Source organism: Microbulbifer sp. MCCC 1A16149 (genome assembly GCF_050368945.1).
Taxonomy (GTDB): Bacteria; Pseudomonadota; Gammaproteobacteria; order Pseudomonadales; family Cellvibrionaceae; genus Microbulbifer.
Genome location: NZ_CP185959.1, coordinates 2,894,874 through 2,918,698, shown reverse-complemented (window position 1 = coordinate 2,918,698; position 23,825 = coordinate 2,894,874). Strand labels below are relative to the sequence as shown.

18 protein-coding genes are annotated in these 23,825 nt (G+C 57.8%); 6 read left to right on the top strand and 12 right to left on the bottom strand.

Annotated features, from left to right (window positions below; translation table 11 throughout):
* Positions 1–76: 76 nt before the first annotated feature.
* The 4 genes from deoA (at position 77) to ACONT6_RS12295 (ending at position 5,956) form a co-directional block, all read left to right on the top strand.
* Positions 77–1,420, top strand: coding sequence for a thymidine phosphorylase (gene deoA / locus ACONT6_RS12310; RefSeq protein ID WP_428818789.1), 1,344 nt, complete (start codon positions 77–79; stop codon positions 1,418–1,420).
* 1 nt (position 1,421) lies between these two features.
* On the top strand, positions 1,422–2,711 hold the full coding sequence (locus tag ACONT6_RS12305; protein WP_428818788.1) for a phosphopentomutase: 1,290 nt from the start codon (positions 1,422–1,424) through the stop codon (positions 2,709–2,711).
* Positions 2,708–3,652: a deoxyribose-phosphate aldolase gene (gene deoC / locus ACONT6_RS12300; RefSeq protein WP_428818787.1), complete on the top strand. Its 945-nt coding sequence runs from the start codon at positions 2,708–2,710 to the stop codon at positions 3,650–3,652. The genes ACONT6_RS12305 and deoC overlap by 4 nt, the downstream gene beginning before the upstream one ends.
* A 63-nt stretch (positions 3,653–3,715) precedes the next feature.
* Positions 3,716–5,956 carry an aldehyde dehydrogenase family protein gene (locus ACONT6_RS12295; RefSeq protein WP_428818786.1) on the top strand — a complete coding sequence of 747 codons (2,241 nt, stop codon included), beginning with the start codon at positions 3,716–3,718 and terminating at the stop codon, positions 5,954–5,956.
* Between the two features lie 150 nt (positions 5,957–6,106).
* On the opposite strand, the gene ACONT6_RS12290 is transcribed toward ACONT6_RS12295, so the two are convergent.
* From ACONT6_RS12290 to xdhA, 8 genes are all read right to left on the bottom strand, one after another.
* Positions 6,107–7,420 carry an endonuclease gene (locus ACONT6_RS12290; protein WP_428818785.1) on the bottom strand — a complete coding sequence of 438 codons (1,314 nt, stop codon included), beginning with the start codon at positions 7,418–7,420 and terminating at the stop codon, positions 6,107–6,109.
* A gap of 377 nt (positions 7,421–7,797) precedes the next feature.
* On the bottom strand, positions 7,798–9,036 hold the full coding sequence (locus ACONT6_RS12285; protein ID WP_428818784.1) for a urate hydroxylase PuuD: 1,239 nt from the start codon (positions 9,034–9,036) through the stop codon (positions 7,798–7,800).
* Positions 9,037–9,094: 58 nt separating this feature from the next.
* Complete coding sequence (guaD, locus tag ACONT6_RS12280; RefSeq protein WP_428818783.1) at positions 9,095–10,477, bottom strand: guanine deaminase; 1,383 nt, start codon at positions 10,475–10,477, stop codon at positions 9,095–9,097.
* A gap of 55 nt (positions 10,478–10,532) precedes the next feature.
* Positions 10,533–10,865: a hydroxyisourate hydrolase gene (gene uraH, locus ACONT6_RS12275; RefSeq protein ID WP_428818782.1), complete on the bottom strand. Its 333-nt coding sequence runs from the start codon at positions 10,863–10,865 to the stop codon at positions 10,533–10,535.
* Between the two features lie 34 nt (positions 10,866–10,899).
* A complete protein-coding gene (gene uraD / locus ACONT6_RS12270) occupies positions 10,900–11,397 on the bottom strand; it encodes a 2-oxo-4-hydroxy-4-carboxy-5-ureidoimidazoline decarboxylase (protein ID WP_428818781.1) in 498 nt (165 codons plus the stop codon).
* A complete protein-coding gene (gene xdhC / locus ACONT6_RS12265; protein ID WP_428818780.1) occupies positions 11,394–12,302 on the bottom strand; it encodes a xanthine dehydrogenase accessory protein XdhC in 909 nt (302 codons plus the stop codon). Before xdhC ends, uraD begins: the two co-directional genes overlap by 4 nt.
* Positions 12,299–14,638 (bottom strand): xanthine dehydrogenase molybdopterin binding subunit, encoded by a 2,340-nt coding sequence (gene xdhB, locus ACONT6_RS12260; protein ID WP_428818779.1) that lies wholly within the window; start codon positions 14,636–14,638, stop codon positions 12,299–12,301. The genes xdhC and xdhB overlap by 4 nt, the downstream gene beginning before the upstream one ends.
* Positions 14,631–16,085: a xanthine dehydrogenase small subunit gene (gene xdhA / locus ACONT6_RS12255; protein ID WP_428818778.1), complete on the bottom strand. Its 1,455-nt coding sequence runs from the start codon at positions 16,083–16,085 to the stop codon at positions 14,631–14,633. Before xdhA ends, xdhB begins: the two co-directional genes overlap by 8 nt.
* Positions 16,086–16,313: 228 nt before the next feature.
* Between xdhA and ACONT6_RS12250 the strand changes: the two genes are divergently transcribed.
* Entirely contained in the window at positions 16,314–16,967 is a 654-nt protein-coding gene (locus ACONT6_RS12250; RefSeq protein ID WP_428818777.1) for a TetR/AcrR family transcriptional regulator, read from the top strand.
* On the opposite strand, the gene ACONT6_RS12245 is transcribed toward ACONT6_RS12250, so the two are convergent.
* Entirely contained in the window at positions 16,968–18,065 is a 1,098-nt protein-coding gene (locus tag ACONT6_RS12245) for a nucleoside hydrolase (protein WP_428818776.1), read from the bottom strand.
* Between the two features lie 240 nt (positions 18,066–18,305).
* Here ACONT6_RS12245 and ACONT6_RS12240 point away from each other — a divergent pair, with 240 nt between their 5' ends.
* The gene (locus tag ACONT6_RS12240; RefSeq protein ID WP_428818775.1) at positions 18,306–19,625 is read left to right on the top strand and encodes an NCS2 family permease; all 1,320 of its coding nucleotides are present in this window, start codon (positions 18,306–18,308) and stop codon (positions 19,623–19,625) included.
* Positions 19,626–19,783: 158 nt separating this feature from the next.
* Here ACONT6_RS12240 and ACONT6_RS12235 read toward each other — a convergent pair whose 3' ends face one another.
* The 3 genes from ACONT6_RS12235 to ACONT6_RS12225 all read right to left on the bottom strand — a co-directional run bounded on the left by ACONT6_RS12235 (position 19,784) and on the right by ACONT6_RS12225 (position 23,709).
* Complete coding sequence (locus ACONT6_RS12235; RefSeq protein ID WP_428818774.1) at positions 19,784–20,251, bottom strand: Tll0287-like domain-containing protein; 468 nt, start codon at positions 20,249–20,251, stop codon at positions 19,784–19,786.
* 101 nt (positions 20,252–20,352) lie between these two features.
* Positions 20,353–21,696, bottom strand: coding sequence for a cytochrome c3 family protein (locus tag ACONT6_RS12230; RefSeq protein WP_428818773.1), 1,344 nt, complete (start codon positions 21,694–21,696; stop codon positions 20,353–20,355).
* Positions 21,697–23,709, bottom strand: a complete 2,013-nt coding sequence (locus ACONT6_RS12225) for an FAD-dependent oxidoreductase (RefSeq protein WP_428818772.1) — start codon at positions 23,707–23,709, stop codon at positions 21,697–21,699. It lies immediately after the preceding gene.
* Between the last annotated feature and the right edge of the window lie 116 nt (positions 23,710–23,825).

Genomic DNA, 23,825 nt, shown 5'->3' with positions numbered 1-23,825 from the left:
TGGTTAAGATTGAACTATGATGTGTCGATCGATAAAAAGCTGTAATACAGCTGCAATAATCAGGGATTAAATAATAATGCTGGCCCAGGAAATCATTCACGCAAAACGCGAGGGCTGCGCTCTGTCCTCAGGACAAATCGAATATTTTGCCCGCGGCATGATGGATGGCAGCATTACCGAGGGCCAGGTGGCTGCGCTGGCGATGGCCGTTTTCTTTCAGGGGCTGGAACGTCCTGAATCTGTGGCTTTGACCCGGGCGCTACAGGGTTCCGGTACCACACTCGACTGGTCGGCACTGGACCTGCCGGGCCCGGTAGTCGACAAGCACTCCTCCGGTGGTGTGGGGGATAAAGTCAGCCTGATGCTGGCGCCGATGCTTGCTGCCTGCGGCACCTTCGTGCCGATGATATCCGGTCGTGGCCTCGGTCATACCGGCGGCACTCTGGATAAAATGGACAGTATTCCCGGCTACAACACCAGCCCGGATATTCCAGCCTTCCAGCAGGTGGTCAAGCGGGCCGGCTGCGCTATTGTCGGCCAGACTGCAGAACTGGCGCCCGCAGACAAACGCCTCTACGGCATCCGCGATGTCACCGCCACGGTGGAGTCGGTCCCGCTGATTACTGCTTCTATCCTCTCGAAAAAACTCTCCGCTGGTCTGGATAGTCTGGTGATGGACATCAAGACCGGCAGTGGGGCCTTTGCGGATAACTTCCCCATGGCGGTAGAACTGGCCACCAGTATTGTTGAAGTGGGCGAGGGGCTGGGGTTGCCTATCTCAGCGCTCATCACCGATATGTCCCAGGTACTTGGACCAACCGCAGGCAATGCGCTGGAAGTGCGCGAGGTGATCGATTATCTCCGCGGCGACTTCCGCGATCCGCGTCTGCATGAGGTTGTGATTGCCCTGGGGGCAGAGCTGTTGCAATTGAGTGGTCGTGTCAGTGAACTGGGCCAGGGAAGTGAAATGATGGAGTGGAGCCTGGAGAGTGGCGCTGCCTGCGAATATTTCTCCAACATGGTAGTTGAGCTGGGTGGGCCGGTGGATTTACTGGATCGGCCGGAAAAGCATTTGGTTGCCGCCCCCATCGTCGTGCCGGTTTTTGCAGAAGGCCACGGCATCGTTACCGAAATTGACGTGCGCGCCGTTGGCAATACCGTGGTGGAGCTGGGGGGCGGTCGCCGACGCGCCTGCGACCCGGTGGATCACCGCGTGGGGCTGAGTGACATCCGCGCGCCCGGAGATACTATTGGCGCAGACACACCGCTGGCGATGATTCACGCCGCCAGCGAGGCGGATGCAGAGAGAGCCCGCGCACGACTGCTACAGGCATTCCGTCTGGGTATCAGAGACGAAAGCACCGACGTGAAGCCTGCTCCAGTGATCCTGCAACGATTCGGCGGGCGCGGGGAAGGCTGATATGTCTGAGAGTGAACCGGCGGAGCGCAGAGCACCACCGCGTGCTTTTATCCTGGTAATGGATTCCCTTGGCATCGGCGCGACCGCCGACGCCCACAAATTTGGTGATTCGGGGGCCAATACCCTTGCCAGTATTGCCGCAGGTTGCAGTCGTGGGCACGGAGATCGGGAGGGATTGCGGAGTGGTCCTTTGACCATTCCCAACCTGTTGCGACTGGGGTTGGGGCGCGCGCTGGAAGCATGCAGCGGTGGTGTGGCTGAGGGTATCCAAACGCCGTCATCGATTACTGGCGCATACGGCCATTGCGCCGAAGTCAGCGCCGGCAAGGACACGCCCAGTGGCCACTGGGAAATTACCGGCCTGCCAGTAGAGTTTGACTGGACCTGCTTTCCCGACGCCGTGCCGGCTTTCCCCGCATCACTGACCGATGAGTTGATCCACCGCGGTCACCTGCCCGGGATCCTCGGCAACTGTCATGCCTCCGGCACCACAATTCTGCGGGAAATGGGGGAAGCACATATTCGCAGCGGCAAGCCGATTGTGTATACCTCTGCGGATTCGGTATTGCAGATTGCCGCCCATGAAACCCACTTTGGTCTCGAGCGCCTGCTGGCGTTGTGTGAAACCGCGCGCTCGCTGGTTGATCCGCTGAATGTGGGGCGGGTGATCGCCCGGCCTTTTATCGGTGAGAGTACCGATACCTTCTCGCGCACTGCTAACCGCCGCGATTACACGACACCACCACACGGACCTACACTGCTGGATAGTTTGCAAGGCAGCGGTGGTGAAGTCGTGGCGATCGGCAAAATCAGCGATATTTTCGCCGGGCGTGGTATTGGCCGCAGCATCAAGGCTGACGGCAATATGGCGCTGTTCGATGCCACGCTCGCGGCTGCGAGTGAGCAGCCGGATAAGCCGACCCTGATATTTACCAATTTTGTTGATTTCGACACCCTCTATGGCCACCGTCGGGATCTGCCCGGTTATGCCGCCGCTTTGGAAGCCATGGACCGCCGCCTGCCGGAATTGGAGGCGCTGCTGCGTCCCCGCGATGTTGTGGTCATTACCGCCGATCACGGTTGCGATCCCACCTGGCCTGGCAGTGACCACACCCGCGAGCATATCCCCGCGCTCTTTTCCGGCCCCGGCGTTGCCCCCGGCAGCTTGGGGTTGCGGCACAGCTTTGCGGATATCGGTCAGACCCTGGCCGAATTTTTCCGACTGGCGCCACTGGCGAGTGGTCGGTCTTTCTATCCTCAGTTGCACTCGCAGGGAAGCGGATACCGATGAATCAGAAGATGGAGCCACCGCCTGCCACTGGCCAGATTGCCAACCCGGGTGTCGTATTCAATGCGGACTGGTTGGCGGAAATCCGGGTAAATCGCAGTGCCGTTGAGCGTCGTATTGCTGCGCTGGCTGCCTGCCGCTCCCTGCAAAAAAACTGGCGGGCGGCGTGGCTGTTGAAAGCGATCAGTTGTATCGACCTGACGACGCTGTCTGGCCAGGATACGCCGGGTAAAGTGCGCCGTCTCTGTGCCAAGGCGCGTGCGCCGCTGAGTCCTGGGTTGCAACACGCGCTGGATATTGAATCGCTACAGCTTACAACCGGTGCCGTGTGCGTTTACCACCAGATGGTGAAAACCGCCGTTTGCGCACTGGCCGGTAGCGGTATCCCCGTGGCCGCAGTGTCCACCGGTTTTCCCGCCGGTCTGTCGCCGCTGGAAACCCGCATTGCGGAAATCAAAGCCTCGGTTGCCGCGGGCGCACAGGAGATCGATATCGTTATCACCCGCGCCCATGTGTTGAACGGCGATTGGGCTTCCCTCTACCGGGAGGTGCAAGCTTTTCGCGCTGCCTGCGGTGCTGCGCATATGAAAACCATCCTTTCCACCGGTGAACTGGACAACCTGACCAATGTTGCCCGCGCGTCTATGGTCGCCATGATGGCGGGTAGCGACTTTATCAAGACGTCTACCGGTATGGAGTCCACCAACGCGACGTTGCCGGTAAGCCTGGTGATGTTGCGCGCAATTCGGGACTACGAAACCCTGAGCGGCCACCTTGTTGGATTTAAGCCCGCCGGTGGCATCTCGACAGCGAAAGATGCACTCAACTATCTGGTGCTGGTGAAGGAAGAGCTGGGAGACGCGTGGCTGACACCGGAGCTGTTTCGGTTTGGTGCCTCGAGTCTTCTGGATGATATCGAACGGCAACTGGCACAGTGTGCGTGAGCGGATGCAGCCAGGGAAAGGTTCTGAAATGCATCAGCGTGTTGAAACAGTGGATACTACCTTATGCAGGTCGCGGAAATTTTTAAAACCATGAACTACGGCCCCGCCGCGGTGAATACTGCAGAAGTCGATAGCTGGCTGGACGCCCGCGCGGAAGGCTGCGGACTTTTTATCAATGGGGTGTGGGTATCTTCAGCGGAAACGCTGGATAGTGTTAACCCAGCCACTGGCAGGCGGTTGGCAACGATTGCGGCTGCCGATAGGGATGCGGTGGATGCCGCGGTAAATGCTGCACACGTAGCGCAATCCACCTGGGAGAAGCTCGGCGGCCGTGGTCGCGCCCACTATCTCTACAAGTTGGCGAAGCTGCTGCGGAAGCAGGCGCGGAAATTTGCGGTGCTGGAATCCCTGGATAGCGGCAAACCTATTCGCGAAACCAGCAATATCGATCTTCCCCTCGCTAGCGGCTGTTTTCAGCACTATGCGGGCTGGGCGCAGCTATTTGATACGGAATTATCCGGCCGACAGGCCCGAGGCGTAGCGGGCCTTTTTAATCCGGCAGGTTTTCCACTGCTGGTGGCTGCGCAAAAAATCGCTCCGGCACTCGCCGCAGGTAACTGCATCGTACTGAAACCCTCTGAACATACCAGCCTCACCGCGCTGATGTTTGCTGAGCTGTGCGAGGAAGTTGGCTTGCCGCCAGGAGTGGTCAACATTGTTACCGGTGGTCCAGCCACCGGTGAATTCCTTGTGGATCACGGGGAGGTCGACCTGCTCGACTTTACCGGCTCTGCGGCAGTGGGCCGTGCCATCCGTAACCGCACTGCCGGCAGCGGCAAAGCGCTGAACCTGGAACTGGGGGGCAAGCGCCCGTTTATCTTCTTTGAAGACGCGGATCTGGATAGTGCCGTGGAAGGCCTGGTCGATGCCATCTGGTGTAACCAGGGACAGGGCATGTGGAACAGTGCGCAACTACTGGTACAGGAGGGCATTGAAGCCGCGGCCATTACAAAAATCCGTGCGCGCATGGAAAAGCTGCGTGTAGGTGATCCGCTGGATAGCAACACCGACCTGGGCGCTATTGTTGACCCGGCACGGTATGCTCGTATCGCTGAATTGGTGGCGCAGGGTGTGGATGACGGAGCTGAACTCTGGCAATCGCCCATCTCGTCGTCACTTGAGGGCCAATTTTATCCACCGACGCTGCTGAGTGCTGTCGAACCCTCAAACACAGCTGCCCGCGAAGATGTGTTCGGCTCGGTACTTAGCGTGATGACTTTCCGGCTCCAGTCCGAGGCTGTGGCGCTTGCCAACGGCTTTGGTCGCAGCACACTTGCCAGTGTGTGGTCGGAAAATGTCAATCGCGCCCTGGAGGTGGGGCCAAAGCTTAACGCCGACACGATCTGTATCAATTCCTGCGATCCTTTTGATATCGATTGCGACTTCGGTGGACAATCTGGATATGAACGGGGCGCTGGGGGACTGGAAGTGTACCTGCGTCCGCGGTTTGAATTTTCTAACACTGCTACGCGTTCGGGAAAGAGCTCCGTTGCAACTGCGAGCAACGCCGGTTCTGTCGCAGGTGCTGTGGAGGCTGCACTCAAGGTGGAGAGCTGGCCCCGCACTAGCGGCTGCCAGCGTGCCGGGGCTTTATACGCAGTGGCCGAGAACCTGAGTGCGCGAGCTGAGGAGTTTGGCTGGCATCTGGGGCAATCTGGTGACGTGCCTGAACAGGCGGTAAAACGCGAAGTGGGCAACAGCGTGGAGCGTCTTTTCACATACGCCGCCTGGGCCGACAAAATTGACGGCACAATGCGCCGGCAATCCCCCTCCGGGGTTGCAATGTCAATGAATGAAGCGGTCGGTGTGGTTGGTATAGCCTGCCCGGACCAGCTTCCACTGTTGGCACTGGTTTCACTGCTGGCGCCGGCCATCGCTATGGGCAATCGCGTGGTGCTGGTGCCTTCGGAAAACAATACACAGGTTGGGGCCGGTTTCTATGGCTTGCTGGCGCAGCTACTGGAAAGCTCCGGTATACCGGCCGGCGTGGTCAATATTGTCACTGGTGTTCGCGACGATTTAATGCAGCAGCTTGCCGCCCATGAGCGGGTGGATCATGTCTGGTACTTCGGCAGTGCCGAAGGCAGTGGTCAGATCGAGCAATCCTCGGCTCAGACTAACAAGCGCATCTGGGTAAATCGCGGTAAATTCCCGGACTGGTTTTCCCTTGCAGAGGGGGAGGGAAAGCACTTTCTGCGCGAAGCCTGCGCGGTAAAGAATATCCTGATTCCATGCGGGAACTAGAAAGGGATTATAAAAAGCTATTAACCGGTGGTGCCCGGTAACTGGTAGATGGAAAAAAGCTTGAGCGAGCTCGCCGGCGAAAAATCTCGCCGGCGAGTCCGCAGGGTGGCGCTTGTCACATATCGCGAAAATCACCTCCCGCAGAAATGATTACTGTCCCCAGATAGACTCTACATATTCCGGATGATCAATAAAGGGGTTCCGGTTGCCCTGGAAATTGTACGCGGCATTGTTGCGATCAATCTCCCACTGACTTACCGGATCCGCATTGTGCCAGTCGATCAACAGCTGGAGCGCCCAGTTCTCGAATACCTGATTGCTGGAGCCATTGAGCATGGCATTGCCGTAACTGCTGTTGTTCTCCCAACCGGCAATCACATTCTGGTAGCGGGTAGCCATATAGAAATAAGCTCTCGCCAGGTCTCCCTTGAATTCATCAATGGGCTCGAACACCGTGCCGGTATAGCCCTGGCTGGACTGGCCGCTGCCGAGCTTGCTGCCGTTGCTGGATATGGCACTGGTCGTAGCCACTTCGCCAAACGGGTAACTGCTGCGCATGGAATTGACATAGCCGTCGGAGGCGAAAATGTGGTGCACATCGGTGTTCATTGGCGCTACGGCACCGCCAAACCAGGCGCGCGGGAAGCTGTGCTCGCGGTTGTAACAGTCTCCTTCACCACTGTAGTTTCCGCACTGATCGTTGACCGCTGTGTAATTGTAGGGATCACTGCCAGCGGGGTTCTCGGAGTAGATATCCACAATGGAGCCATCATATTCGTAGTAGTAATCCCGGTCACTGGCGGCATAGAAATCCCACAAGTCTCCATAGCTGCGGGTACTGTGCCCCTGGATAATATTGTAGAGCGCAGTTTTCAGCGTGTATCCACTGAGGCCATTTGCGGAATCGTAATAACTGCCGCCGCCGCTGGAACTGCTGCCACCGGAGCCCCCGCCACTGGATCCGCCACCACTGGTGTTGGTGGGTTCAAACGCATCGACATAAACTACCTCTGAGCCGTCGAATCCCCAGCGGTCGTAAAAGCGCAGTCCCACTTCGATGGTGCCGCTGCCGCTGGCGGTAAAACTGTAACTCAGCTGTTGCCACTGACCCGTCTGCGAGTAGTTGGTGTAATCCCGGTAACCGTTGACATAGAGTCGTGCGGCGACACTGCCCTCGGTATGACGGACCCAGACGGAAAAGTTATAGGTCTGGCCGGCACTGACGCTGACGGTCTGCCGAAGATCCGTTGAGGATTGCGTGCCGGTTGTTACTCTCACCGACGCCGCCGAGCTACCGCTGTATACGGTGGACGTTGTCCGGCTTACGTCGATACCTGAATCGATTGTGGTCCAGCCGTCCGGGCTGCCACTCGTCCAGTCTTCAAAGTCTCCATTATCTACATCGGCATTTACCCATGCGCTCAATGCCGCAAGCAATACAAAAGTACCTAGATGCTTTTTCATTACAATTTTCCTGAGGATGAATTTTCGGGGACTCCAGTGGGTGGTTACAGAATTGACTGTGTGGTCCACTAGGGCTCCCGCCTGGTTACCACTACAGCTGGTCGATAGGCACTCAAAATGTGGAAGTGCGCACCGACCACTTCTACCCGGGTACCGATTCATCCGCAGGTAAATGCGAAGCTTTTGGGGGCTGCATTAAAGGCACTGAGCAAGTATTTATCCTGATCAGTTGGTCAACTTTAAAAATGCTTTCTACCGGCGTCAAGGTGAAATTTTCAATCGGGAAACGCAGATAATTACTGCCACATTAACGTGCATATGTGACAGTAATTGGTGCGTTTTTCAGGAGGGATTTCTCAGGGGGTTACTGGGGGAATTCAGTCTTCGGTGAAAGTGACTTCGTTATCGGTTTCCAGTGCGGCGATCAGTGTTGCACGCTCGTTGTCGCTCATGCCGGTAATGTTACCCAGAGGCATATAGCGACTTTGTAGTGTCGGCAGGATTCTACTGCGTGCAGCCTTAACCTGCTGAGCGGTATCCAGTTCTAGTCCCAGAGGAGGGGCGCTGAAGCCCGGCTGAGTGGGAGCCGAGGAGTGGCAGCCCTGACAGTGGGTTTCTATCAGATGCATGGGAGCCAGATGCATGGGAGCACCGCCGGATACATCGATTGATTGCTGCGCACCAGTGTCGTTCAGGTCGGTGCTGTTTTTTTGCGTCTGGGCCAGGCCCAGGGCTAGCAGCATGCAACCGACGGCGGCGACCGCGGGAATATGCAGCTTTAACTGTCCGCGGTGGCGGAGATTGAAAAAATGTCGCACATAGGCGCCGAGGGCGACGATAGCCATCAGGGCGAGCCAGTTGAACGGGTGACCGTAAAGAAAAGGGTAGTGATTGCTAAGCATGCAGAATACTACCGGCAGTGTGAAATAATTATTGTGTATCGAGCGATGCTTGGCTGCCAGCATCGGGACCGCGTCGGGTTCCTCGCCGTGGTCCAGCGCGTGGATAAAACCCTTCTGGGCAGGGATAATGCCGAAAAAGACGTTGCCGGCCATAATGCTGGCAAGCAGTGCACCCACTTGCAGGAAGGCCGCGCGATCGCTGAACAGTTGGCTGGAGAGCCAGCAGGCGAGGGCGATGAGCATTATGAGTAGGGCATTGAACACCCGGCGACTGTGCGGGCGCAGGAAACGGAATAGCAGCTCGTAACACAGCAGACCAGCAGCGAGAAACAGAATGCTCATATAGATGGCTAGGGTCGGCGTGGCCAACCACTTGCCCTGTTGCCACAGGTACAGGTCAGCGCGCCCGTAGTAAACCAGTGTCAGCAGTAACGCGCCGCTAATCCAGGTGGTATAGGCCTCCCATTTGAACCAGTGCAGGCGTTCAGGCATCACCGGTGGTGCGAGCTTGTATTTGCTCACCTGGTAGATGCCGCCGCCGTGAAATGCCCACAGGCCACCGGCCAGTCCACGGGCTTTTCCTTCACTATCTGGCGCCTCAAGATTGTTATCGAGCCACACGAAATAAAATGAAGCGCCTATCCAGGCAATGGCGGCAATGGCGTGCAGCATACGCAACAGCAGGTTGAACCAATCGTAGAGCAGGGTTTCCATCTGTGATCTCTTTTATTCCGGTTTGCCATGCGGGCCCGGGTAGGCATGGCTAAATTTCTTAGGGTGCGTGCACGCGTTCGTGATGTTGCGGTTCGTGGCGGGGCGAACATGTGCCCATTTTTGTTTTCATTCCCGCCACCTCTCCTGCCATCTTGCCTGCCACCTTTCCTGCTACATAAGTGCGCTCGATAATGCGTTCGTCCCCCATGGACATGTAGGCAAAAAGCTCCTCGCGAATATCCCGGCAGTGACGTAGCCGCTCGCGCAATAGCGGTTCCCTGTTGCCATTTAGCAGCAGAATATCTGCTTCCTTGCCCGGTGCCAGGTTGCCTATATGCCTTTCCTGGTGCAGGGCGCGGGCAGCGCCAAGTGTGGCCATATAGAAAGCCTCAGCGGCCCCCAGGGGATAGTCTCCGAGCTGACAGACTTTGTAGGCTTCCCCCATGCTCCGCAGTTGACACAGACTGGTGCCGGCGCCCACGTCGGTGGCCAGCGCCACCGGGATTTCGTGCTCGCGCAATTGTTGTAGTTTCAGCAGGCCGCTGCCGAGAAAAAGATTGGACGAGGGGCAGAAGGCCACAGAGGCGCCAGCGTAGGCGATACGGTGTTGTTCTGATTCACTCAGGTGAATGCAGTGGGCGTAGATACTGCGTTCGCCGTGCAGCCCATACAGTTCATAGGTGTTGAGGTAGTCGCTGGCTTCGGGAAAAAGAGAGGCGGTCCAGGTGATTTCATCGAGATTTTCACTCAGGTGCGTCTGTAGCCACAGGTCGGGATAATCCCGTAGTAACTGACCCGCTACCGACAGTTGCTCGCGGCTGGAAGTGCCGGCAAAGCGGGGGGTGACGGCGTAGCCGAGCCGACCGCGTCCATGCCATTTCTCGATCAGCGTGGCAGATTCGCGCAGGGCGCGTTCCGGAGTATCCAGCAGCGCATCTGGGGCGTTGCGGTCCATCAATACTTTACCGGCGATCAGTCGCATGCCAGCGCGCTCGGCGGCCTGGAACAGGTGATCGGTACTGTGGGCGAAGCTGGTGGTAAATACCATGGCGCTGGTGGTTCCGCAGGCGAGCAGGGCATCGATAAAAAATTCGGCGTTTTGCCGGGAAATTTCCTCGTCGGCAAATTGCAGCTCCGCAGGAAAGGTGTATTTGTGTAGCCAGTCCAGCAGTTTTTCGCCGTAGCTGCCCATCACGGCAAGCTGTGGTGCGTGCACATGAGCATCAATAAAGCCGCTGGTGACCAGCGCCTCGGGCCTGTGTTCAGCGGTGCTCAGGTCCAGGCCCTGCTTCTCGGCACGGCGAGCATCTTCAAGCAGGGTGATACGCCCATCCGCGAAGCCGATAACGCCATCCTCGAAATACTCGAGTGCAGTATCCGGCGAGCCGGCGACATCGTCACGAAAGTGCACTATACGACTGCGCAGCAGTGTTTGTTTCAATTCAATATCCTCTCGATACTCTTGTGCTTCAGGCTCAATATCGTTTCGACTTTTCTCAGCTTCCACGGTAGGTGGTGTAGCCGTACTGATTGAGCAGCAGCGGGATATGGTAGTGGCGTGTGCAGTCGGAAATACTGAATTCCAGTGTCGCGCTGGGGAAAAAGCATTCGTCTCCCTGTTGCTGGAACCATGGATGTAGTTGGAATACCAGTGCCCAGTGCGCGGGTGCCAGCTCAAAACCTGTATCCCAGTGAACGACACGGCCATCGCTGTCGGTGTTCGCGATGGCGATCAAGTCACCGGCACAGTAAAGTTCCACGCGGACCCCGGCGGCGGGTTGCCCCCGGTGCAGGTCGAGGATATGGGTGGTGATCGGGGATTTATGCATAGTACTTTCCCTTATTCCTTCGGCACGGCTCGGTTTACGCCGTCAGCAATTTTGTCAGCCGCAGCCGGGTGATTTTTGCCTGTTCACAGGCAGCGTTTTCTATTTCCTGTTCGCGGCTGTTGTCGATACGGGACTTTATCGCGGCAAGCATTTCCTGCGCCGATTTTCCACTGGCGCAGATGATGAAAATAAAACCAAACTTTTCGTAATAGGTGTCGTTAAGACGCTGTAATTCCTCAAGTGTGGCTTCATCGGCGTGCGCAACCTGCCCTTGCTCTGCGCTGGCGAATTTTTCTTTCAGTCGCTGCAGGTCGCCTATCCGCGGATGCGCGGCAAATGCTTCCAGGTAGTCGGTTTCGTGGAGTTTGCTCCAGGCTTTGAATGCACGGTTCTGGATTTGCCCAACACTTCTGGCCGGGCCCAGTTCCAGCAGCCTCTCTGCCCAGCGACTGCAATGACAGCAGTCCAGTAACAGGTCTCGCTGTTGCTCCGGTGCAAGCTGGTTGAATTGCTTGAGCGTGTGCGGTGTCACGATGTTTCTCTCTCATGTACTTTTGTGTTTTTACCACTTGCTGCGAGATCGGTATTCAGGCTCTCGCGCAGGGTTTTCCAGTTGATTCCGGTGGATTTCTGTTCCTCACTGGCGGCGAGCCGGTGTTTTTCCGCGAGCAACTGGGCGGCGATGGAAATGGCCACTTCTGCCGGTTTTTTACCGGGTACGTCTGTTAGACCAACGGGAGAGTAAAAGCTGTCTATCTGCTCCGGTGTAAGGCCATCGCCAGCCAGCCGACGGCGAAAACGCAGTGCTTTGGTGCGTGAGCCGATCATACCCAGATAGGCACAGTCGTCGCGATCCAGCAGGGCGTGAAGCAGCCGGTAGTCCAGGGCGTGATCCTGGGTCAGGACCAGCGCAAAGGCACCGGTATTCATCCGGGATATATGCTCCACCGGGTCTGTGAGGAAATGGTTGTGCACACGGCCGTTTAGATTGTCCTCGAGCGCTATTTCATCCAGCAGTTCCGCTCGGTTGTCGATGCAGTGCAGTTGCCACTCCAGGGGGGCCAATACCGGCAGCAGGGCGCGGGCCACATGGCCGGCACCGAAAATGTGCAGCTGCAGCTCTGCGCCCGCAAAGCATTCGAGCAGTACCGAGACACTGCCGCCACAGCACTGACCGGCGCGAGAGGACAGGGGAAAGTGTTCCAGCAGCTGCCGCTCGCGGCCGTCTTGGATCAGCTCGCGGGCGCGGGTAATTACCTGGAATTCCAGTTGCCCTCCACCCAGTGTGTCAAAGCTGTGACGGGCGTCGATGACCATCTTGGTCCCGCTGTTACGCGGTGCGGATCCCCGGGTACTCAATACGGTCGCCAGTACCCACGGCTGGCCGCGACGGCGACGGTCGGCGGCCGCCTCGAACCAGGGGGTTTTATTGATCACGATGTTGCCTCCGAATAATCTTTCGCTGCGCGTGCGCAGAAGTACACCTGCTCGGGCGTGGCGGGTACGCCGAGAGGAGGGCTGTAGCGATACTCGGCGAGACTGGCGCAGGCATCGCGCAGTGCACACCAGACGGAGATGGCCAGCATCAAAGGCGGCTCGCCCACCGCCTTGGAGCGGTATACCGTCTCTTCCTCATTCGGCCTTTGGAAAAAATCCACGTTAAAGATTTCCGGCACATCGCCGGCAGTGGGAATCTTGTAGTTGGCGGGGCTGTCTGAAATGATCCGCCCCTGATCGTTCCACAGCAGTTCTTCACTGGTGACCCAGCCCATTCCTTGCACAAAGCCGCCTTCCACCTGACCGAGATCGATCGCCGGATTCAGTGAGTCGCCCACATCCTGGAGGATGTCCACCCGTATTACCCGGTACTCGCCGGTGTACAGATCCACCTCCACTTCCGAGACCGCTGCGCCATTGGCGAAGTAGAGGAAGGGGCGGCCGCGTGCGGCGGTGCGGTTGTAGCCGATTTTCGGGGTGCGGTAGAAGCCGGTCGCAGACAGGGACACGCGCTCCATATAGGCGCCTTTCACCAGCTCGGCAAAGGGAATCGCGCGCTCCGTAACCCAGCACTGGTCGTCGCGGATACTGATGCGCTCGATATCGGCACCGTAGGTCTCCGCGGCATATTCCAGCAGGCGCCGCTTCAGGGTATTCACCGCGTTCAGCGCCGCCATGCCGTTCAGGTCTGTGCCGGCGGACGCGGCGGTGGGGGAGGCGTTGGGGACCTGGTCGGTGGCGGTGGCGGCCACCCGCACTCGCTCCAGGTCTACGCCAAATCCCCGCGCGACGATTTGTGCGATCTTGGTGTGCAATCCCTGACCCATTTCGGTGCCACCGTGGCTGACGTGAATACTGCCGTCGGCAAAAATATGCAGTAGCGCACCGGCCTGGTTCAGGTGCTTGGAGGTAAAGGAAATACCGAATTTTACCGGCGTGAGCGCCAGCCCTTTTTTGACCTGCGTACTGGATGCATTGAATGCACGGATCTGTTCGCGGCGCGCGCGGTAGTCGGCCGTCTGTTCCAGTTGCTTGATCAACTGCGGCAACACTTCCTCCTCCAGTGCCTGGCCGTAGGGCGTGGTATTTCTGTCGGCGCTGTACAGGTTGCGCTTGCGGACATCCAGTGGGTCCGCACCCACAGCGCGGGCGATATCGTCCAGCATGGCCTCGGCGGCGAGCATGCCCTGGGGGCCGCCGAAGCCGCGAAACGCGGTGTTGGATACGGTATTGGTGCGGCAGCGGTGGCCGCTGATACGCGCCGTCGAGTAAAAATAAGCGTTGTCTGCATGGAACATGGCGCGGTCGACGACCCCGTCGGACAGGTCGGCGCTGTGGCCGCACAGGCCCGCCAGATCCATTTCTACACCGCGGATAACCCCGCTACTGTCGAAGCCTGCGCGGTACTGGTTCCAGAAGTCGTGGCGTTTGCCGGTTTGTGTCATGTCGTCGCGTCGCGGCATGCGATATTTCACCGGTCGCTGGTTGCGCACCGCGAAAACCGCGGCCATGCACGCCAGCGCGGCGGCCTGGGATTCCTTGCCACCGAAGGCCCCGCCCATACGCCGTACTTCCGCCTGCACCAGATGAAGTGGTACGCCGAGCACCTGAGCCACCAGCTTCTGTACTTCGGCCGGGTGCTGGGACGAACTGTGGACGCGCACACCGCCATCCTCGTTGGGCAGGGCGATACTGATCTGCCCTTCGAGATAGAAATGCTCCTGGCCGCGCAGGTAGAGCTCGCCGTGCAGCTGGTGTTCGGCACTGGCAATGGCGGCACTGGCGTCGCCGGAACTGATCGTATGGCTTGGCAGTACGAACTCCTCCCGCTCAAGTGCTTCCTGCACAGACAGTCGCGCAGGCTGTGCGCGGTAGCGAATTTTTACCAGCTTGCACGCGCGCCGTGCGGCTTCCAGGCTGGTGGCGGCCACCGCCACTACCGGTTGCCCCATATAGTCGACGCGTTCGCCGGCGAGCAGCAAGTCGCCGCTGAATACGGGTGATACATCGGCGCTGCCGGGAATATCCCCCTGCGTGATGACATCCACCACGCCGGGTGCGCGGCGCGCGGCGTCGAGTTCAATACTCTCGATTATCGCGCTGGCGTGCTCGGCACCCACGGTGGCCAGGTGCAGCATATCCGGCCACTCGGGGATGTCGTCCAGGTACTGTGCGCGACCAGTAACGTGTTTGTAGGCCGACTCGTGGGCGATAGACGTGGGCTTGTGTGCACTTTCCGTTTGCACGCGCTCCAGTGCTTTTGGCAGCTTACGCATGGAGCGCCTCCGATGCGTGGCTCCTGGACCGTTCGCTATTCAACGCGTGCCAGGCACTGCGCAGCAGGTTCTGTGCGATCTGCAACCGGTAGTCGGCACTGGCGCGGACATCGCCAATGGGCTTTAGAGATTCTGCGACAGCGGCCAGTGCAGCGTGGAGCGCGCTTTCATCCTGTCTGTTAGACCCGAGAAGTTCTGATTCGGCAGTGGTGACTCGCACCGGGGTGGCCGCCATGCCTCCGAAGGCAATGCGCACCTCGGTAAACTCGTCGCCGTATTCGCGGGCCCCGGTGCGCAAACGGATGGCCGCCATTACTGCGGAGATATCGTCCTCGCGCCGCTTACTGACTTTATAAACCCGGTGGAAATCATTCACAGCCCTGGCGGGGAAACTGATCTCGGCCAGGTATTCCCCGATTTCCAGTGCCGTTTCCTTGTAGCCTCGATAGAAATCCAACAGGGGCAGTTGGCGCTCGTCACCGCGGTTGTCCGCCAGGGTAATGCTGGCGTCCAGCGCTAATAGCAGTGGTGGCAGGTCGGCAATGGGCGAGGCATTGGCGATATTGCCGCCCAGGGTGCCGCGGTTGCGGATCTGGCGCGAACCAATGCGTTCAAACAGGGCGCTGATACTGCGGGAGCGACCGGCAAAGAATGTTTCCAGCTCGCGATAAGTCAACGCCGCGCCCAGGTGAATCACACCGTCGCGCTCTTCGATACGGTGCAGCTCCTTTACACCGGACAGATCGATCATTTTGCGAATGGGCTGGCACTGCTGGGTGACTTCCAGTAACAGGTCAGTGCCTCCGGCGATCAGGCGAGCATCTGGATGCAGGGCCAGTCCCTGTTCTAGTTCTTTGCGGCTCTGTGGCTGGAGGTAATCCGCTGGCGCGTCTGTGTCGGCGATACTGGCCAGTTGTTCGATTTGCGTCTGTGCGTCGAGACGGTGCGCTTCGTCAGGCGCTTGCACCATTTTCAGGCCTGCATCGACGATGGGGCGATAGCCGGTGCAGCGGCAGAGGTTACCGGAGATGGCTTCACACACCTGCGCGCGGTCCGCCTGCGCATATTCGCCCGCAAGCAATTGCTGGTGCAGGCCCGCCAGCGACATGACAAAGCCCGGTGTGCAGAAACCACATTGGGAACCGTGGTTGTCCAGCATTTCCTGTTGCGCAGGGTGTAGTTTTCCACCATTGGCCAGGGCCTCAATGGTGACAAGGTGGCGGCGGTTGGCAGCAGCGACGGGGGTAATACAGGCGTTAACAGTGCTGTAGTGGATACGCCCGTTGTCCAGCTCTCCCAGCAATACCGTGCAGGCACCACAGTCGCCGGAAGCGCAGCCCTCTTTGGTGCCGCACAGGCGTTTGGACTCCCGCAGATAGCGCAGTAGCGTGGTATCCGCAGCGGGTGCGGTTTCCTCGACAAGATCGTGATTCAGGACAAATTTCAACAGAGGCTCCAGCAGCTTTTTTTACCGAATCCGGAAGACTTGCATCCGATAGATACTGCTCAAGCAAAAAGCTGGCCAACTGGACAGGTTTTAATGGGGTGACCTTATTCTTTCTATCTGGAGGCCTCTGGCACGCAAGTTGCGTTAATGGGGCGGCGCTAGGTAATCTTGTCGCAATGGACAACTTCGGGGATTCTTTCAGGGACTTTACGGCAATGGTTGATAACAATGGCTGACAGCTCGGCAGAAACAAAAAGAACCTATCGTCGCGGAAAGATCCGTGACCAGAACCTGGAGCGGATACTCGGGGCGGCGCGAGAGGAGTTCGTACTCAAGGGATTCGCCGGGGCGAGTATTCAGGCCATTGCGGACCGCGCAGGTTTGCCCAAGGCCAATGTGCACTATTACTTTAAAACCAAGTCGAATCTCTATGTCGCGGTGCTGGAGGAAATTGTTGTCCTCTGGAACGACCACTTCGATGAGCTGCGCGCGGAGGATGATCCGGCCGAGGTACTCGACCGTTTTATTCGCCGCAAAGTGGAGCTTTCTTATACCCACCCGCAGTCTTCCAAGCTGTTTGCGATGGAAATCATTCAGGGGGCACCGCACTTGCGGGACTATTTACGCAATGATTTGCGTCCCTGGATGAGAAAAAAGGCGGAGGTGATTGAAGCCTGGGTCGCTGCCGGGAAAATGGCACCGGTGGACCCCTATCACCTGATTTTTCTGATCTGGTCTTCCACGCAGCATTACGCGGATTTCGAGGCGCAGGTGCTGACCATTCTCAACCGCGCTGAATACGAGCGGTCGATGATCGACCGCATCGCAGACTTTCTCAGCCGCTCCATCCTCGCCGGAGTAGGGCTGGAAGCCCCCCGCTGATCAGCTTTGGTTGAGAGTCTGGGTAAATAGGTTAAAGGCTCGCTCGGCGTCGGTTTCACGGCAGATTTTTACCGCCGGGTTGTCACCGCCAGTGCGGGTAATGCCACTTTTCTCCGCATCCAGGTGTCGCCGCTCGGCGCCACTGTAGGTGATATTGGGGATTGAGCGTAGGGATGATGGTTGCCAGGGAGATCCGGTTTCCAGGCTGACGGTAACCGGTGCCATGTCTCCTTGGCAGAAGGCCGGGTCCAGTGCCACCAGTGCCGCCAGTACGTCCCAGAAATAGTATTCCCCGGATTCGATAAACCAGTCGTTGTCATCCAACACCGCATCCCAGAACTGCGCAGCCGGGGTTTTCGCAACCGCTTTGAAGTCGCGGGCGAATGCCTCGGTTACTTTCACCTGATTGGTGACATCCAGACCGACGACTTCAATGGGCAGTCCGGAGGCGAAAACCTGGGCCGCGGCTTCTGGGTCGACAAAAATATTCCATTCCGCTTTTGTATTTGGGTGGTTGTCGGTAAACCCGGGCACGATGATATTGCCCGGGGCCTCAAAGGCGCCGCCCATGATGACCAGACGCTGGACCTTATCGGTATCTGCTGGGTATTTTTCGAGCCACTGGGCGATGTTGGTCAGACTCCCGGTGGCTACCAATACGACTTGTTGATCGCTGTCGGCCAGGGTGGTGTGTATGACATCCACTGCGTGCTTTTCAGTGGCGGTGCGGGTGCTGTCGGGCAATGTAATGCCGGAGAGCGTGTCGGCCTGCTGCCGCCAGGGCTCCGGAAATGCGAAGTATCCGTCCATGGGGTAGTCGTCTCCGCAGGCGATCTTCACGTCACCGCTGGCGGTCAGGTCGAGCAGCGCCCCGATATTGTCCAGCGCGGGGGCGCAGCGGGTTTCGCCGGCGCCGTTACTGGTAACGGCGACCAGCTCCAGTTCCTTATGCATGGCCAGCACCAGCAGCGCAGACCAGTCATCGATAGCCATATCGGTATCGAAGATCACCGGCCGCGGACTGGACGCGTGGGCGCTCGACAGCAAAGTGATCAGCAGGCAGATGCAGAAAATACTGAGAGGTGTTCGTTTTTTCATCGTGGGGGTCAAACCATCGTTGTGGTGTTTTACTGTGTCCTTCGCCGCAACAGACAGCCTTCCATATTGGGAATCCTCCACAGTCAAACCGGGGAGCAGTCTGTGCTCTCTACGGGTAAGCAAGTGTCGCGCCAAAAAGTTGACCACTTGGTTTAAAAATTGCAGTCGTTAAAAGCATCTGGGTTACACCTGTTTGGGGTTGGCCCACTTAATTGGGAACGAGAACATCGGTGAACTGATATGCAGAGAGTGGTGGAGTACTTCAATTTCGGGCCGGCGACGTCGCTGAAGGGGGAGGTGTCGGCAAACTTCTGGCGCCGCGAGGTGCTTGCGGGGCTGACAACCTTCCTGGCCATGGCCTATATCACCGTGGTCAATCCGGCGATGCTCTCCGAGACCGGTATGGACTTTGGTGGGGTGTTCGTGGCGACCTGCCTGGCGGCAGCGTTTGGTTCCATTCTTATGGGGCTGCTGGGTAATTATCCGGTGGGGCTCGCGCCGGGCATGGGGCAGAATGCGTTTTTTACCTATGCCGTGGTGTTGGGGATGGGGCATCCCTGGCAGACAGCGCTGGGGGCGGTGTTCCTGTCCGGAATATTGTTTGTGGCGCTGAGCCTGCTGCCGTTTCGCGAATGGCTGATCAACGCCATCCCGCGCAATCTTAAACTGGGTATTTCCGCCGGGATAGGATTGTTCCTGGGGATCGTGGCGCTCAGCAATGCCGGAGTTGTGGTCGACAGTCCGGCCACGCTGGTATCTCTTGGCGATCTCACGGCGTTCGAGCCGCTCATGTGTCTGGTTGGCTTTGTGTTGATCGCAGCGCTTTCCCAGCGCGGTGTCGCCGGAGCGGTGGTTATTGGCATCATCGCGGTCAGTGCGGCCGGCTGGCTACTTGGGGCGGTGGAGTTCAAAGGCGTGGTATCCATGCCCCCTTCACCGGCACCGGTACTGATGCAGCTGGATATTGCCGGTGCATTTGATATATCGATGGTCACGGTAATCCTCACCATGCTGCTGGTGGATGTGTTTGATACCGCGGGTACTATGGTGGGGGTGGCCAATCGCGCTGGTCTGGTGCGCCCGGACGGCTCGCTGCCCCGTCTTGGCAAGGCGTTGCTGGCCGACTCCGGGGCCACCCTGGGTGGTGCGTTACTGGGGACTTCATCGACGACCAGCTATATCGAGAGTGCTGCCGGGGTTGAGGCTGGTGGCCGCACGGGGGTTACGGCAATCGTCTGCGGGCTGGCGTTTTTGCTGTGCCTGCTGTTTGCGCCGCTGGCGCAGAGTGTACCGGCCTATGCCACTGCCGCGGCGCTGTTGTTTGTGGCCTGCCTGATGGCGCGCAGCCTGGCGGATGTGGACTGGAGTGATCACAGTGAGAGCGCGCCAGCGGTGATTACCGCACTGGCGATGCCGCTGGGATACTCCATTGCCGATGGTATTGGTCTCGGGTTTATTTCCTACGCAGGTATCAAGCTGCTCAATGGCCAGTTTAAGACGTGTCCGCCGGTGGTTTATCTGGTAGCTAGTATCTTTGTGCTGAAGTTCGCTTTTCTATAGTAGCGACTGGCCTGACGCAAAGGCGGGTGGTCAGGAGCGCTTTTCAGGCTTTCCAGGCTTTCCCGGCCTCGCGCCGGTAAATCCGCCAATAAAAAAACCCGGCGCAAAAGCCGGGTTTTTTTATTGGCGGAAACCGCGCATGAAAACTTATCCACAACTCATAGGGGGAAACGGATCACCACACCACCCATGGTCTGTCCCAGCTCGAAGTCCTTGCGCGGGCTGTCCACATGCTCATTGTGACAACTGACGCAGGCGGGAGACACGGCCACGTCTGGATAAACCGCGGTGAAATATTCAGTGTCGCCGAGCTTCTCGGTTCCGTAGAAGTTCTGTCCGGGATTCTCGACAATAAACTCCAGGCCCTGGCGCTCTAACTCTGTGCGCGGCTTGTTCTGTTTGTTGATGGCCCACTGGGACAGTAACGCATAATTGAAACCGGATTCCTGTTCCGCCACACGTTCGGCCCCCATGCGCATCATTTGCGCGGGCAGCGGCAGTGCCTGATTGTCTTGCCAGTGCTCATCCGCCTTGATGACTTTTTCTTCATTCTGCAGTCGGTTGACCACATTGGTGGTATAGCTTGCGCGGTCTGCCTCGATGACTGCGAAAATCGCATCGGCCATTCTCTGGGGTTCGATTCCTGATTTTTCCCCACAACCTGAAAGCGCTGCCACTGCAGCCAAGATGAACGCTCTAGTTCGCATGGTTTCCCCTCCTGATGGGATTACTTGCTGGATTGAATCTTGGCGATCCGTTCACGAATCAGCTGGAACGTCTCGTGTTGGTTTTTTACCGGACCATTGAAGTTGTTCTTAAGTAACTGCTTGTCTGCCAGCGCAGCAACGGAGAACTCGATTCCGTGGCAGCTGAGGCATACCGGCAGCATTTTTTCATTGGGGCGCAGGTTGTGATTCTGGTTGTGGTTGACCGCAACCTGATCGCCGCGCACCTCTCGCGGCATATGGCAGTTGGCGCAGCTGACACCACTTGAAGCATCCGACTGCCAACGGTTGAAGTGTGCAGATGCGCGGTAGGCCAGGCTGTGTTCATCGTTGTGACAACTGAGGCAGGCGTCTACGGCGGCGTAGCGCGTGTCAGTCTCGTGCGCACCGTGACAGCTGATGCAGCTGAGCTCACCCTTTGCAGTACTTTTCATCGGGATTACGGCTTCCAACGGCGTCATTGCACCGGACTCCCTTCGAAATGCCTCGGGCACATCCTGTGACAGGCGCATACCGTGTTTACCCCCGGTAAATTCATCCCGCTGTTGGCTGTGACAGTCGCCGCAGGTGTCAACTATCTCCGCGCTACTGAATTGCCACTGACCATCACGGTGGCAGTTGCTGCAGTTGGTTTCGGTCTGCGCATGGGTACTGGACAGCCAGTTGCCAACGATGTCTGCGGTCGCGTCACCGGTATCCGATGGCAGTGCCATATCCGGCGACGCTACCTGGTGGGGTTCGCTATGAGGGTGTGCCTCTTTCCAGCCGGCCACCAGGGTTCGCAGGGGAAGCTGTCCGCCTTCAAGCAAGTCGGGAGTACCTATGTGTGCGGTCAGGAATCCCTCGTACAGATAGCGGTTGTCGTGGTAGTTGTGACAACCGGCACTGGCGCAGGTATCGAAGCCAAAGTCGGCGTGATTGGGGCGGTTTTCCGCGATATCACTGTGGCAGTGCACACAGAAATCCCCGGCCAGGGTAACCCCCATTTCGTGGGTGATTTCCGGTTTGTGCTCTGTGTGGCAGGACACACACTGGCGCGCGTCGAGCTGGTTCAACAGGTTGGCATTTCTCGGGTCGAGAAATTTCTTGCGCGGGTGGCTATCGTTTGCCAGCGCCAGTTCTTCACTGTGACAGCCAGTACACGCCTGCTGGATCACTTCCTGGCCCGCGAAGCCGTCACCGTGGCAGGTGTAACAGGCGAGTTCCACCTGGTGGTGGCCGTGGGTGGCCTCACCGCTGAGAAAATAAGATTTATCCGAGGCTTCCAGGTTGTACGTGATCAGCGCGGCAACACAAACGGTCAGTACCAGGCCGTAGTGCCAGAACTTGAATTTATAGTTATTCATTTAAAAGTAATACACGGCGAGGATATGGAAAAAGATTAATACCGGCAGTGCCCACAGCAGCGCGTAGTGAACCCGGGACCACCACTTGCGGTGCTCGCGCAATTTCAGGTCGGTCCAGTGGTGATTGCGGGCCATAAATACCCCCACCAGGGAGCCGGTGCATGTAGCCGCGAGGAATACCAGCATCAGTGCGAGGTTAAGGTTGTCGCCAAGTCGGAAGCCAGTATGGACAATGAGCACCAGTAGCGCGACGCAGCCGACGATACTGTGAAAGTAGCGCCAGTGATCCAGGTGGCCGAGATTGCGCTTTTTCAGGCGCTTGCGCAGGCTTAGGCTGGCGGTCAGCAGACACAGCCCGAGCAGTGTGTAGCCGCTCACCTGCTTCCAGAAATTGTCGTACCAGAGGTTTTTCAGGTACCAGTTGACCTGCACACTGTTGCTGACATCGGGCGCGGGCAGAAAAACCGCGATTGCAATCAACAACAGGGAGAGCAGGGATATCAATAAGATACTCGTCGCGTGTCGCATGACGAGGTTGGGAACGGGGGTGTCGAGCAGCTCTGCCATGAACGGTCGACAGCTGCCGCATACCGATCCAGCCTGAGTCTCCATCTCCAGATCATGCAGCGAGCGTTTTCCATTGGCGATGGCTGCGCAAAGCTCTCCCTTGCTGACACCATTGCACTGACAGACCAGGTAGCTGTCCGGTTGCTGTTTTATTCCCTGCTTTTCCTGCTTTGTCCACAGGTATCCGTCCTGTTCAAACCGACACAGCGCATCCGCTGAAATCGATTCGCCATCGTTGACGGCTGTGCTAATCCGGGCGCGTTCACTCCAGGCGCCGATCAAGCTGGCACCTACCAGCTTTCCCTCGCGCAGGTAGATTTCCCGGCACTGGCCTCTGAAGCGGTTTTCATAACGATACACACTCGTATTGCCACCGGGCTCTGTCTTGCCAAGCAGTGCACAGGGGATATGCGAAATCTTGAGTTCGATATCGGTGCGACTGCCGGAATAGGGCGTCGGAATGTCTTTATCTTTTTGGGCGCAGATATGTCGCGCGCAGATGTCGGCCTGCTCGAAGCCGGGGCGCACCAATTGGTACACCTGTTCTGCAAATTCGGCACATTCACCGATTGCGTAAATATCCGGATCGCTGGTTTCCATAAAGGAAGAAACCTGGATGCCGCGTGCGGTGTCGAGACCAGATTCCTCACCCAATGTGGTTTCCGGGGTGATGCCGGTACACAGGACAACGGTATCTACGTGCAGGTTTTCCCCGCTGGAGAGCTGGACATTGCTCACAGTCTTGCTGCCGTTGAACACTTCGATTTCGGCACCGGCTATCAGCTCCACCTGGAGTACGCTGAGGGCAGCCTTGAGATAATCTTCTGATGTGGTACTCAGTTTTCCACCGAGTAAGCCCGCTCGGGCGAGAAGTACAACCCGGTTTTTTTGTGTCTTAAGTGCCGCAGCGGCTTCCAATCCCAGTGCGCCCGCACCTGCTACCAGAATGGTTTGACTCTTATCGCGCAGACGGGTGAGAACCTTGGCATCGCGCAGATCGCGGAAGGGAATGATATTTTCCAGGTGTGCGCCGGGAATATCGGGCACTCGCGGTCGGGATCCGGTAGCGAGGATCAGTTTGGTATAGGGTTGGGGTGCGCCTTCCTCATCGAAGACGATACGCTCTTGTCGATCAATACGGGTAATTCGGCGATTGTGAAACTCGGCAAGGCGGCCGGCGGATTGTTTCCGGACCGGGTTTTCCAGTTCTTGCAGGGAGAGTTCCTGAGATAGGTACTGGGACAGCCTGACCCTGTTATACGGGGCTTCGTCCTCCGCACCGATCAGTACAACCTGTGCGTCTTCACTATTTTCCAGCAAGCGCTCTGCGCATCGAACGCCCACCGGACCGGCACCGACGACTACATAGATGGGGTAGCCCGCAGTTTTCTGGTTGGTTTCGGACTGCGCTTTTGAAAACTGCTTTTCCATGGAAACTTCAGTCACAAGTTCCCCCCGAAGTACTTCCCTGTACCCGTATTACGGGTATTCCCTCGAGTCATCATCAACCCTGCTTTTGTTATTGTTGTCTTTCTAAAGAGATATATTCGTATTTTCTGCAA

Coding starts and splice junctions, on each gene's coding strand:
- deoA (WP_428818789.1), top strand. CDS start 77: ATGCTGGCCCAGGAAATCATTCACGCAAAACGCGAGGGCTGCGCTCTG.
- ACONT6_RS12305 (WP_428818788.1), top strand. CDS start 1,422: ATGTCTGAGAGTGAACCGGCGGAGCGCAGAGCACCACCGCGTGCTTTT.
- deoC (WP_428818787.1), top strand. CDS start 2,708: ATGAATCAGAAGATGGAGCCACCGCCTGCCACTGGCCAGATTGCCAAC.
- ACONT6_RS12295 (WP_428818786.1), top strand. CDS start 3,716: ATGCAGGTCGCGGAAATTTTTAAAACCATGAACTACGGCCCCGCCGCG.
- ACONT6_RS12290 (WP_428818785.1), bottom strand. CDS start 7,420: ATGAAAAAGCATCTAGGTACTTTTGTATTGCTTGCGGCATTGAGCGCA.
- ACONT6_RS12285 (WP_428818784.1), bottom strand. CDS start 9,036: ATGGAAACCCTGCTCTACGATTGGTTCAACCTGCTGTTGCGTATGCTG.
- uraH (WP_428818782.1), bottom strand. CDS start 10,865: ATGCATAAATCCCCGATCACCACCCATATCCTCGACCTGCACCGGGGG.
- xdhB (WP_428818779.1), bottom strand. CDS start 14,638: ATGCGTAAGCTGCCAAAAGCACTGGAGCGCGTGCAAACGGAAAGTGCA.
- ACONT6_RS12250 (WP_428818777.1), top strand. CDS start 16,314: ATGGCTGACAGCTCGGCAGAAACAAAAAGAACCTATCGTCGCGGAAAG.
- ACONT6_RS12245 (WP_428818776.1), bottom strand. CDS start 18,065: ATGAAAAAACGAACACCTCTCAGTATTTTCTGCATCTGCCTGCTGATC.
- ACONT6_RS12240 (WP_428818775.1), top strand. CDS start 18,306: ATGCAGAGAGTGGTGGAGTACTTCAATTTCGGGCCGGCGACGTCGCTG.
- ACONT6_RS12235 (WP_428818774.1), bottom strand. CDS start 20,251: ATGGCCGATGCGATTTTCGCAGTCATCGAGGCAGACCGCGCAAGCTAT.
- ACONT6_RS12230 (WP_428818773.1), bottom strand. CDS start 21,696: ATGAATAACTATAAATTCAAGTTCTGGCACTACGGCCTGGTACTGACC.